11 protein-coding genes are annotated in these 11,533 nt (G+C 72.8%); 8 read left to right on the forward strand and 3 right to left on the reverse strand.

The genetic code is table 11. The annotated features are described in order from the left end of the window. Positions 1 to 91: 91 nt before the first annotated feature. Genes PGB27_RS24210 through PGB27_RS24225 form a run of 4 tightly spaced genes read left to right on the forward strand, consistent with a single transcriptional unit; the run spans position 92 to position 4,417 of the window. Positions 92 to 1,393: an extracellular solute-binding protein gene (locus PGB27_RS24210; protein ID WP_274202993.1), complete on the forward strand. Its 1,302-nt coding sequence runs from the start codon at positions 92 to 94 to the stop codon at positions 1,391 to 1,393. After that, positions 1,393 to 2,346, forward strand: a complete 954-nt coding sequence (locus PGB27_RS24215; RefSeq protein WP_274202994.1) for a carbohydrate ABC transporter permease — start codon at positions 1,393 to 1,395, stop codon at positions 2,344 to 2,346. Before PGB27_RS24210 ends, PGB27_RS24215 begins: the two co-directional genes overlap by 1 nt. Positions 2,347 to 2,348: 2 nt before the next feature. Next, complete coding sequence (locus tag PGB27_RS24220; protein WP_274202995.1) at positions 2,349 to 3,182, forward strand: carbohydrate ABC transporter permease; 834 nt, start codon at positions 2,349 to 2,351, stop codon at positions 3,180 to 3,182. A gap of 2 nt (positions 3,183 to 3,184) precedes the next feature. Next, positions 3,185 to 4,417 carry an ABC transporter ATP-binding protein gene (locus tag PGB27_RS24225; protein ID WP_274202996.1) on the forward strand — a complete coding sequence of 411 codons (1,233 nt, stop codon included), beginning with the start codon at positions 3,185 to 3,187 and terminating at the stop codon, positions 4,415 to 4,417. 9 nt (positions 4,418 to 4,426) lie between these two features. Here PGB27_RS24225 and PGB27_RS24230 read toward each other — a convergent pair whose 3' ends face one another. Continuing rightward, entirely contained in the window at positions 4,427 to 5,383 is a 957-nt protein-coding gene (locus PGB27_RS24230) for a hypothetical protein (RefSeq protein WP_274202997.1), read from the reverse strand. A gap of 7 nt (positions 5,384 to 5,390) precedes the next feature. After that, positions 5,391 to 6,767, reverse strand: a complete 1,377-nt coding sequence (locus PGB27_RS24235) for a sodium:proton exchanger (RefSeq protein ID WP_274202998.1) — start codon at positions 6,765 to 6,767, stop codon at positions 5,391 to 5,393. 215 nt (positions 6,768 to 6,982) lie between these two features. Here PGB27_RS24235 and PGB27_RS24240 point away from each other — a divergent pair, with 215 nt between their 5' ends. From PGB27_RS24240 to PGB27_RS24250, 3 genes are all read left to right on the forward strand, one after another. Beyond that, a complete protein-coding gene (locus PGB27_RS24240) occupies positions 6,983 to 7,849 on the forward strand; it encodes a mechanosensitive ion channel family protein (RefSeq protein ID WP_274202999.1) in 867 nt (288 codons plus the stop codon). Between the two features lie 74 nt (positions 7,850 to 7,923). Then, on the forward strand, positions 7,924 to 8,820 hold the full coding sequence (locus PGB27_RS24245; RefSeq protein WP_274203000.1) for a serine hydrolase: 897 nt from the start codon (positions 7,924 to 7,926) through the stop codon (positions 8,818 to 8,820). Positions 8,821 to 8,837: 17 nt separating this feature from the next. Next, positions 8,838 to 9,647, forward strand: coding sequence for a serine hydrolase domain-containing protein (locus PGB27_RS24250; protein ID WP_274203001.1), 810 nt, complete (start codon positions 8,838 to 8,840; stop codon positions 9,645 to 9,647). A 174-nt stretch (positions 9,648 to 9,821) separates the two neighbouring features. On the opposite strand, the gene PGB27_RS24255 is transcribed toward PGB27_RS24250, so the two are convergent. Continuing rightward, a complete protein-coding gene (locus PGB27_RS24255; protein WP_274203002.1) occupies positions 9,822 to 10,589 on the reverse strand; it encodes a YaaA family protein in 768 nt (255 codons plus the stop codon). Between the two features lie 32 nt (positions 10,590 to 10,621). On the opposite strand from PGB27_RS24255, the gene PGB27_RS24260 reads away from it, so the two are divergent. Continuing rightward, positions 10,622 to 11,518, forward strand: a complete 897-nt coding sequence (locus PGB27_RS24260) for an aminoglycoside phosphotransferase family protein (protein WP_274203003.1) — start codon at positions 10,622 to 10,624, stop codon at positions 11,516 to 11,518. Positions 11,519 to 11,533 lie beyond the last annotated feature (15 nt).

Genomic DNA, 11,533 nt, shown 5'->3' on the forward strand with positions numbered 1-11,533 from the left:
GTCGCTCTCGGTGCTTGACTTGTGAGACCCGCATCACCACGCTCCCACCGCAAGCGGTTCCAACACGTGTGGGTGCCGGGAGGGGAGACCGATGCGCCACCAACGACGGCGGCTCACGGCCGTGGCCGTCGCGGTCGCGGTGATCGCGGCGCTGGCCGCGGCGTGCAGCTCGGCGCCGCCGGGTCCGCCGGTGCTCACGTGGTACATCAACCCCGACGACGGTGGCCAGGCCGAGATCGCCGCGCGGTGCACCGCGGCCTCCGGCGGGCGCTACAGCATCGTGACGTCGACCCTGCCCCGTCAGGCCTCCGAGCAGCGGCAGCAGCTCGTGCGCCGCCTCGCGGCCAACGACTCGTCGATCGACATCATGAGCATCGACCCGCCCTACGTGCCCGAGTTCGCGCAGGCCGGCTTCCTCGCGCCGATGCCGCCCGCCGTCGAGGCCGCGGCCCGCGAGGACCGCGTCCCGAGCTCGATCGAGGCGTCGACCTGGCAGGGCCGTCTCGTCGTCGTGCCGTTCTGGGCCAACACCCAGCTGCTCTGGTACCGCAAGTCCGCGGTCGCGCAGATGGGCATCGACATGAACGCGCCGGTGACCTGGGACCAGATCATCCAGGCCGCCTCCCGCGCCCGCACCCAGATCGCCGCGCAGGGCGTGCGGGGCGAGTCGCTGACGGTGTGGGTCAACGCCCTCATCGAGTCCAGCGGCGGCTCGATCATCACCAACGTCGGCGAGGAGAACCCGGAGCTCGTCCAGCTCGGCCTGAACGCCCCGCCCGGCCTCGAGGCGGCCCGCGTGCTGCAGACCTACGGCGACGCCGGCGTCGCGCCGCCCGGGTTCCCGACCGCCGACGAGGACACGAACGCCGAGTCGTTCCAGTCGGGCTCGGCCGCGTTCATGGTCAACTACCCGTTCATCTGGGGGAAGGCCAAGTCCGCCGTCGAGGAGGGCACGCTGCCGCAGTCGGTGCCCGACGACTACGGCTGGACGATCTACCCGCGCACCTCGCCCGACCGGCCGAGCGCGCCGCCGCTGGGTGGCATCAACCTCGGCGTGGGCGCCTTCAGCAACCACCCGGACCTCGCCTACGACGCCACCACCTGCATCACGAGCCCGGAGAACTCCGCGTACTACTTCGTCTCCAACGGCAACCCGTCGTCGCGGATCTCGGTGTTCAGCGACCCGGAGGTCGTCGCGGAGTTCCCGATGGCGCCGACCATCCGCGACTCCCTGACCCAGGCCGCACCCCGTCCGCAGACCGCGTACTACGCCGAGGTCTCCGGCGGTATCCAGCGGACCTTCCACCCGCCGGACGCGGTCGTGCCCGGCCCGACCAACGAGGCCGCCACGGCCCTCATCACCGCGGTGCTGAGGAAGGAGGCGCTGCTCTGATGAGCACCACCCTGGATCGGCCCACCAGCGCGGTGGACCCCACCCGCGACGGCGCGCTCAACGAGAAGACGAAGGCCGAACGGCGGCTGGGGTGGTACCTCGCCGGCCCCGCGTTCGTCGTGATGCTGCTGGTCACGGCCTACCCGATCGTCCAGGCCGTCTTCGACTCGCTGTTCGACTACCGCCTCACCGACCCCGAGAACTCCTCGTTCGTCGGGCTCGGCAACTACGGCGTCATCCTCACCGACCCGGTGTGGTGGACCTCGTTCGGTGTCACCGCCTTCATCACCGTCGTGACGGTGGCGGTCGAGCTGGTCCTCGGGTTCGGGCTGGCCCTGGTCATGCTCAACGCGCTGCGTGGGCTGCGCCCGGTCCTGCGCACGGTCATCCTCATCCCCTACGCGGTGATCACCGTGGTCTCCGCGTTCGCGTGGCAGTTCGCGTTCAGCGTCGACTCCGGCTTCGTGAACTCCTGGTTCTCCTGGATCCCGGGCGTCACGGCGGAGACCGACTGGTTGGGCACGCAGGGCCTGTCGCTGTTCGTCATCTGCCTCGCCGAGATCTGGAAGACCACGCCGTTCATCTCGCTGCTGCTGCTCGCGGGCCTCGCGCAGGTCCCCGACGTGCTGCAGGAGGCGGCCAAGGTCGACGGCGCCACGTGGTTCCAGCGCCTGCGGCGGGTGACGCTGCCGAACATGAAGGCGGCGATCATGGTCGCCGTCCTGTTCCGCACCCTCGACGCGTTCCGGGTGTTCGACTCGGTGTTCGTCATGACCGCCGGCGCGAACAGCACCGAGACGGTCTCGTTCCTGGCCTACCGGCAGACGATCGAGCGGGTCGAGATCGGGCTCGGGTCGGCGGTGTCGGTGCTGCTGTTCCTGTCGGTGGTGCTGATCAGCGCCCTGTTCATCAAGGGCTTCAAGGTCGACCTGTCCCAGGCGCGAGGGGAGTAGCCGTGTCCACCCGCGAGAAGGTCGGCTGGGGTATCGGCGGCCTGATCATCATCGTCTACTGCCTCTTCCCGGTGGCGTGGATCATCTCGCTGTCGTTCAAGTCGTCGGACGACATCTCCAACGGGCAGTTCCTGCCCACCGCGTTCTCCGGCGAGAACTACGAGCAGATCCTCGTCGGCGACGCGGCGGGGCTGTTCCTGCCGGCGCTGGTGAACTCGTTCGGCATCTGCCTCATCGCGACGTTCATCTCGTGCCTGCTCTCGATGTTCGCCGCCTACGCGATCGCGCGCCTCGACTTCCCCGGCAAGAAGCTGATCCTGTCCACGGCGCTCGCGGTCGCGATCTTCCCCGTGATCTCGATCGTCACGCCGCTGTTCAACCTCTGGCGCCAGATCGGGCTCTACAACACCTGGCCCGGCCTGATCATCCCGTACCTGTCGCTGACGCTCCCGATCTCGATCTGGACCCTGTCGGCGTTCTTCCGCGAGATCCCGTGGGAGATGGAGCAGGCCGCGCAGGTCGACGGGGCGACGCCGTGGCAGGCGTTCCGCAAGGTGATCGTGCCGCTGGCCGCGCCCGGCGTGTTCACCACGGCGATCATCGCGTTCTTCCTCGCCTGGAACGACTTCGTCTACGGCATCTCGCTGACGTCGACCGAGGCGGCCCGTCCGGTGCCCGCGGCCCTCGGTCTGTTCTCGGGCGCCTCGCAGTTCGAGTCACCGAACGGGCCGATCGCGGCCGCCGCGGTCATCGTGACGATCCCGGTCGTGCTCCTCGTCCTGCTCTTCCAACGGCGCATCGTCGCCGGTCTCACCAACGGCGCCGTGAAGGGATAACCATGGCCTCGATCGAGATGAGCCACATCGTCAAGCAGTACGGCGACGGCTACCCCGCCGTGAACGACGTGAGCCTCGACATCGCCGACGGCGAGTTCATGATCCTCGTCGGACCGTCGGGCTGCGGGAAGTCGACGCTGCTGCGGATGATCGTCGGGCTCGAGGACATCACCTCGGGCGACATGGTCATCGCGGGCGACCGGGTCAACGACAAGGCGCCGCGCGACCGCAACCTGTCGATGGTCTTCCAGAACTACGCGCTCTACCCGCACCTGAGCGTCTTCGAGAACATCGCGTTCCCGCTGCGGCTGGCGAAGGTGTCCGACGACGAGGTCCGCCGGCGCGTCGAGGAGGCCGCCGACATCCTCGAGCTGCGCGAGCACCTGCAGCGCAAGCCCGCCAACCTCTCCGGCGGTCAGCGCCAGCGCGTCGCCATGGGCCGGGCCATCGTGCGCGCCGCGGACGCGTTCCTCTTCGACGAGCCGCTGTCCAACCTCGACGCCAAGCTGCGCGGCCAGATGCGCACCGAGATCGCGCGCCTGCAGCGCCGGCTCGGCATCACCACGGTCTACGTCACGCACGACCAGACCGAGGCGATGACGCTCGGCGACCGCGTCTGCGTGCTGCGCAAGGGCGTCATCCAGCAGGTCGCGTCGCCACGGGAGCTCTACGAGCAGCCGGTCAACCTGTTCGTCGCCGGGTTCATCGGCTCGCCGCCCATGAACTTCCTGCCGGCCACGGTCGACGGCACCGCCCTCTCGACGCCGTTCGGCACGATCGAGCTGGGCCAGGAGCGCGCCGAGAAGATCCAGGGCCGGGACCTGCTGCTCGTCGGCATCCGGCCTGAGTACTTCGAGGACGCCAGCCTCGTCGACGAGGCCAAGAAGCCGTACGGGTCGACGTTCACCGCGCGGGTCGACGTCACCGAGTGGCTCGGCGACGCGCAGTACGCCTACATCCCGTACGAGGCGCCGACCGAGGTCGCCGAGCAGCTCAAGGAGCTCTCCCGCGAGCTGGACTCCGACCAGCTGCGGACCCAGGCGGTGGTGTCGATCGACTCCACCAGCCGCATCCGCGAGGGCCGCGAGGCGGAGTTCTGGCTCGACGCCCGCAAGATCCACGTCTTCGACCCCAAGACCGGCGAGAACCTCACCCGCGACGCCGAGGCCGGGCGCAAGCTGACCGAGATGGCGGCCGAGGACCGCGTCGAGCAGGTGGAGCGGGCGAAGGTCTGAGCGGGCGGCTCAGAGCCGGTGCCAGGCCTGGGCCAGCTGGGAGGCGATCGGCGCGACGACGCGCCGGTCGTTCCAGTAGTAGGGGTGGGCCAGGGGCGTCCAGCCCAACCACCACGGCCCGACGCCGACGCGGCGGTCCTCGGTGATCGCCGCGGCCCAGGCGTCGCTCAGGGGGCGCAGCGGTGAGGCGATGACGTCGTCGGGGTCGTAGACGTTGACCCACTCGCCGCGCTGGCGGGGCAGGCGCTCGGCGAAGTCGGGGTGCGGCACGGTCAGGGGCCGGCCGAAGCCCGGGTGGCGCTGGGCCCACAGGGCCAGGGGGCTGCCGAGCGTGTAGTACCAGCCGAAGGTCTCGCCGCGCTCGATCGGTGTGTCGTCGAGGACGTCCGCAGCCGCGCCGGCGAGCTTGGTGCGCTGCAGGTCGTAGAGGAAGTCGCTGGAGACGACGCTGCCGAGACTGTGTCCGAGCACCGCGAGCGGCGCGTCCGCGCCCGCCTCCTGCGCGAGCTCGTGCAGGGTGCGGGCGAGGATGGCCTGGACGTCCTCGTAGTGCCCGGTGCCGTCGGTGCCGGAGTGATAGGCCACGGCGTCGCCGAGGTAGTGGACGATCAGCCAGCGCAGCGTCGGGAAGTGGGCGTCGCCGAGGCCCGGGAGCCAGCGCAGGCCCGCGGTCGACGCCGCGGCCAGCAGCGCGAGCGTCGACCCCTGGCTCGCCCGGGCGGCCAGGGCGTCGAGGACCTGCAGCAGCCACTGCGCGTTGCGCCCGCCGATGCGGGTGCTGAGCTGTTCCTGGCCCTGCTCGAAGACCGGCGCCCAGAACGCGGGCTTCATCACCAGCGCCTCGGCGGCGGGCACGCCGGCGATGCGCTCGAACTCCTCGCCGATCAGCGCCATGGCGCGGTCGGCGTACTGCTCGCCGGCGCTCTCGACGCCGTGGACGAGCATGACGGCCAGGCGTTGGTTCACTTCTGGCTCACTTCGTGCTCGATCCCGACCCGGCCGTCTCGGTCAGCTCCGCGTAGGGCGTGCGCAGCCCGTCACGGACGAGCCGGACCAGGGCGTGGCGCTGGCGGATGAACAGCACGATCGCCGCGCCGACGTACACGGCGGACAGGATCAGCAGCTCGAGCTCCTGCAGCGGCGCCGGCAGTGTCGCGGCCAGCACGAACTGGGCGACGAAGAGCCCGAGCAGGCTCAGCGCGCCGTAGACCGTGATCGAGAGCGTGATGAGCAGCGCCACCGCGAACAGCGACTGCGCGGCGGTGATGAGCAGCTCCTCGCGCTGCACCGTGTCGACCGGCAGGCCGTTGAGCGACCCCGCCGACAGCGCGAACACGATCGGCAGCGTGCCGACGAGCAACGACCACTGGTTGACCTTGGACGACACCAGCGTTGCCAGCGCGTCGGTGGTCTTGAGCCGCCAGGCGTAGAGGCCGGCGACGAGCAGCTCGGGCGCCTCCGAGGCCAGCGGGGCGAGCCACTGGACGAGGAAGAACTGGCTGATGCCGAGCTCCGTGCCGGTCTGGACGAGGGAGTCGGCGAACGGCTCGGCGCACAGGATGATGATCACGGCCGCGACCACGAAGAACGCGATGTAGCCGGTCCGGCGCTTGCCGGCGTCCATCCGCCCGACCCACGCCGACGGCCCGATGAGGTCGGGGTCCTCGGCCGGCGCCTTGGCCACGCGAATGCTGTAGAGCACGAAGATGCCGACGAGGACGACGGTGTCGACCAGCGTGATGCTGACGCGCAGCGGCAGGGTCAGCGAGTAGACGGTGGCGAGCAGCAGGAAGACCAGCGGCACGGCGTCGGTGCGCTGCAGCGTGACCCGCGTGGCGTGACCCTCGCGGTGCGACGTGCCGGGGCCGCCCTCCTGGCCGGGGTCGGCGCCGCCGCGGCGCAGACGGATCGCGGCGAGCAGCACGACCAGTGCCCACCCGACACCGACCAGGATCCGGTTGGCGCCGGTCATGTTGGCCAGCGCCAGGCCGCAGGGGGACTGTTCCGTCGAGCCCGGTGGCAGACACGTCGGCCCGTACTGGGCGTACGCCTCGCCACCCTGGATCGTGAAGACGAAGTCCACCGCGTACTCGGGCAGCACCGCGACCAGCGCCAGCAGGGCGATCGCCAGCCCCGCGGAGATGTCGACCTGCGCGGCCTCGGCGGCCCAGGACAGCAGGAACGCCGCGCCGATGATCGCGACGCCGTAGAGCAGCGCGTCGACGGGGTGGGACAGCGAGATGCCCACCACGTGCAGGACGAGGCCCGGGACCGCGACGGCCACCGCGAGCCCGACCAGCAGGGGGGAACGGTCACCGCGACGGGCCGTGCCCGCGCTGCTGGACGTCATGTCCGGTTCTCTACCCGTCACCCGACTCCCACACCCGTCCGACGCGCCGATCACACGGATCCCACGCCGCCCGCCCCTGCCGTACCGCCGAGCGGCCCTGGACCGACGCCCGACCGGCCCCGTGCGCACGCGGTTTGCTCCCGCCCCGGGTCCTGCGGCACGGTGGCGCGCCGGCATCCCGTACCCGACGCTCCCCGCTCCCCGAGGTGGTTGCCGTGCCGATCGCTCCTGTCCTGACCTTCGACGGGCTCCTCCACACTGCGGTCACGATCGCCCTCATCGTGCTCGTCGCCGTCGTCGTGCGCTTCGTCGTCAACCGCGTCATCGGCCACGTGGCCGCCGGCGCCGGCGTCCCGGGCCTGCTCTCGCTCCTGCGGCGGCGGCGCGGGGTCTCCGACGCCGACCGCATCCAGGCGTTCGGGTCCGCGCGGCGGGCGCAGCGGGCACGGACCGTCGGTTCGGTGATCCGCAACGCGGCCACGATCCTGATCTTCGGGACCGCGTCCATGATGGTGCTCGGCCAGTTCGGCGTGAACCTCGCGCCGGTGCTCGCCTCGGCGGGCGTGCTCGGGCTCGCCATCGGGTTCGGCGCGCAGAACCTCGTCAAGGACTTCCTGTCCGGCATCTTCATGCTGCTCGAGGACCAGTACGGCGTCGGCGACCACGTCGACCTCGGCGACGCGGTCGGCACCATCGAGCGGGTCGGGCTGCGCACGACGACGGTCCGCGACGTCACCGGCATGGTCTGGTACGTCCGCAACGGCACGATCGAGCGCGTCGGCAACGGCTCGCAGGACCACGCCGTCGCCGTCGTCGACATCCCGCTGGCGATCGACACCGACGTCACCCGCGCCGCCGCGATCGCCGAGGAGGCCGCGGCGGCCGGCATCGCCGAGCACGGGCACGGCGCCGACGTGCTGGACGAGCCGCAGGTGCTCGGCGTCGAGTCGCTGTCCGCGTCCGGTATGACCCTCCGACTGACGGCTCGTACGAAGCCCGGCCGGCAGTGGGTGGTCCAGCGCGCCATGACCGAGCGTGTCGTCGCCGCCCTGCGCGCCGACGAGGTGATGCTCGCGGCGTGATCGCCGATGTGACGTCCGCCGGAGATCGGCCGTCCGTCGCGCGCCGTCCACCTCGGTGGGCGGAAGATCACGGAGTGATCCTCGAGCGCCGGCTCCGCCGTGGTCGCCTCGCCGCCGCGCTCGTCGTCGCGACGCTCGTCGCCGGGTGCTCGGTGGGCGGATCCGCGCCCGCCCCGGCACCCGCGCCCCCGCCGGCCGCGGCCCCCACGACGGCGCCGCCGACCACCACGGCGCCGGCGCCCTCGCGGGCCCAGGCCGCCGTCGACGCGACCGCCTCGGCGGCCGAGGAGCGCAGCGGCGTGACGCTCGGCGTGGCCGTCCTCGACCGCGCGACGGGACAGACCGCCGCCAACGGCGAGGGCGCCACCCCGCTGCGGGCGGCGTCGGTGGCCAAGCTCTTCACGATCGTCGACATCCTGACCCGGCGCGAGGCCGGGCAGCTGACCACGACGCCGGCCGACGAGGAGCGCTTCCGGCGGGCGCTCAGCCTCAGCGACGACGACGCCATGAACGCGCTGTGGTCGACCTACGGCGGCCCGGCGGGCATCGAGCGGGTGGCGTCGATGCTCGGTCTCGCGGAGACCAGCCCGCCCGCGGACACGTCCCAGTGGGGCGAGGTCCGGACGTCGGCGCGGGACGTGGCGGCGCTCTACGCCTTCGTCACCAGCGGCCTGAGGCCCGACGACCGCGACCTCGTGCTGCAGTCGCTCGCGGACGCGCCGTCCACCGCCGCCGACGGGTTCGACCAGGGCTTCGGCCTGCTCGACCCCGCCCGCCGCGGCTCCGCGGTGGCGAAGCAGGGGTGGCTGTGCTGCCTCGGGTCGAGCGTCGACCTGCACTCGGCCGGCTTCCCGGACGCCGACGGGCGCTACGTCGTCGTGCTGCTGTCCAACCAGCCGCGCGGCTACGCCGCCGCCCGCACGCTGCTCGACGACGCGGCGTCGGCGGCCCGTGATGCGCTCGGCGACTGACCCCTAGTCTCGCGCGGGTGGAGAGCCTCGCCCAGATCGACGACTGGCCCGTCGAGCACGCCGCGGCCGGTGTGGTGGCGGCCGACGGGACCGTGCGCGGCACCCGCGGCCCGACCGACCGGCGCTTCCCCCTGGCGTCGGTGACCAAGCCGCTGGTGGCCGTCGGGGCGCTGGTGGCGGTCGAGGAGGAGGCGATCACCCTCGACCAGCCCGCCGGGCCGGAGGGGTCGACGGTGCGCCACCTGCTCGCCCACACCTCGGGGCTCGCGTTCGGGGAGCACCGGGCGGTCGCCGAGCCCGGGACGCGGCGGCTGTACTCGTCGGCCGGGTTCGAGGTGCTGGCGACGACGATCGAGGAGGCCACCGGCATCGGGTTCGCCGACTACCTCCACGAGGCCGTCCTCGCCCCGCTCGGGATGGCGTCGACGACCCTCGACGGCTCGCCGGGCCACGGCGCCACCTCGACCGTCGACGACCTGCTGCGCCTCGCCGCCGAGCTCCAGGCCCCGGCCCTGCTGCACCGGTCGACGCTCGACGAGGCGACGTCCGTGCAGTTCCCGGGCCTCAACGGCACGATCCCGGGCTTCGGGCACCAGAAGCCCAACGACTGGGGGCTGGGCTTCGAGCTGCGCGACGACAAGTCGCCGCACTGGACCGGGGCGACGAACTCGGCGCGGACCTTCGGGCACTTCGGCCAGTCGGGCACGTTCCTGTGGGTGGATCCGGACGCTGGCCTGGCGTGCGTGGCCCTCGCCGACCGCGACTTCGGCGACTGGGCCAAGGCCGCCTGGCCGCCGCTGTCCGACGCGGTCCTCGCCGAGGGCTGAGCAGCCGAGCGGGACCCGCGGGGCGTGTCAGCCTGGCGTCCACGCCGGCGTCCAACGTCAGGAAATCCACCACGATCTCGGTCGGTCCGCGGCCGGGCCACGGGGAACGAGCTGGTGGAGATGCTGGCGTCCAGCGTCAGCGTGGACGCCACGCTGAGACACGCCGTGCCTCGGTCAGCGCGGGACGACCAGGACGAGCGCGCGGTCCGAGGCCTGCTCCACGCGCAGGCCGGCGTCGCGCAGGAGCGCGAGCACCCCGCCCGCGTCCTTGGGGCGTCGCCGTGACGACGCGAGCAGCCGGGCCGCGTGGCCCTTGTGCGACTTGTTCGCGTGGCTGACCACCGTCCGCGAGCCGTCGGCGGCCTCGCTGTGCACGTCCAGCGTCACCGCGCCCTTCGCGGGGCCCAGCGCCATGTACGGCCCGGAGCGCAGGTCGACGACCAGGTCGTCCTGCCCGTCGAGCAGGGGCACGAGCTCCGGGCGCCAGGTCACGCGCAGACTCCGACCCTGGGTCGAGCTCCGCTCGGCGGTATCTCCCGCCCGCCCCGGCAGCGCGCTCCCGCCCGAGAGCCGGTAGGCCGGGATCGGGTCGGTGCCCCCGACCAGCCCGAACAGCGCCGAGCAGATCAGCAGCCGCCGCCGCGCCGCCGGCGTCAGCGACGCGGCGTCCAGGGCGTCGTAGAGCACCCCGGTGTACCGGCGCAGCGCGGGCGTGGTCGGCGAGGTCCACAGCGCGGCGTTGCGGGCGATCTCGTCGTCCTGGCGCTCGGAGACGTCGAGCGCGGCGCGGGAGGCCGGGACGTCGGCGGCCAGGGCCACCAGCTCGTCGACCAGCACCTTGCGCGTCGGGTTCAGCGACGGGAACGACAGCGCGTCGAGGTCGAGCGGGCGCCCGCGGCCGCCGGGGGCCTTGGTCTCCGAGGGCGGCAGGACGACGAGCACACCGGCACGGTAGCCCGGGGCACGATGAGCCCGTGCAGGAGCGCGGGACGCCGGGCTGGCGCGACGAGGTGCTCGCGTGGATCGCCGACGTCACCGGATCGCACCCCACGGGCGAGGTCACGCAACGCCACCGCGCCTGGTCGACGGTGCTGCGCGTGCCGACGGCGGACGGGCCGGTGTGGCTCAAGGAGCCGGTCGCGGGCATGGCGGCCGAGGTCGGGCTGCACGCGCTGCTCGCCCGCGTCGCCCCCGACGCCGTCGCGACCCCGCTCGCCGTCGACGTCGAGCGTCACCGCCTGCTCCTGCCCGACACCGGCCCGAGCGTCCGCGACGACGGCACCGACCCGTCGGCCGCCCTGACCGCGGCCCTGCCGCGCTACGCCGACCTGCAGCGCCGCCTCGTGCCGCACCTCGACGCGATGGCCGCCCTCGGCGTGCCCGACGCCACCCCGCCGGCGCTGCCCGCGCGGTACGCGGAGGCCGTCGCGACGATCGGCGGGCCCGACCGCGCGGCCGAGGTGGCCGCCTGGGCCGACGAGCTCGCCGGCACCGTCCCGTCCAGCGTCGACCACCAGGACCTGCACATCGGCAACGTCCTCGCCGACGGCCGCTTCGCCGACTGGGGCGACGCCGTCCTCGCGCACCCCTTCGCGAGCCTGCTCGTGGCGCTGGGCTCGGTGCGACGCCTGCTGGCGGTCGACACGACGGACCCGGCCCTCACCCGCCCCCGCGACGCCTACCTCGAGGTCTTCACCGACCTGGCGCCCCACCGCGAGCTGGTGCGCCTGACGCGCACGGCCTGCCGCGCCGCCGTCGTCGCCCGCGCCCTGACCTGGACCCGCGGCGCGTCCGCCGACCCGCGCTTCGCCCACGCGCCGGCCGAGACGCTGGCGGCCCTCGGCGACCCCGACTGGCTGGCGGGCACCTGATCCCTGCTCCGTACC

The sequence above is a fragment of the Actinomycetospora lemnae genome (assembly GCF_028737315.1).
GTDB classification, from domain to species: Bacteria; Actinomycetota; Actinomycetes; order Mycobacteriales; family Pseudonocardiaceae; genus Actinomycetospora; species Actinomycetospora lemnae.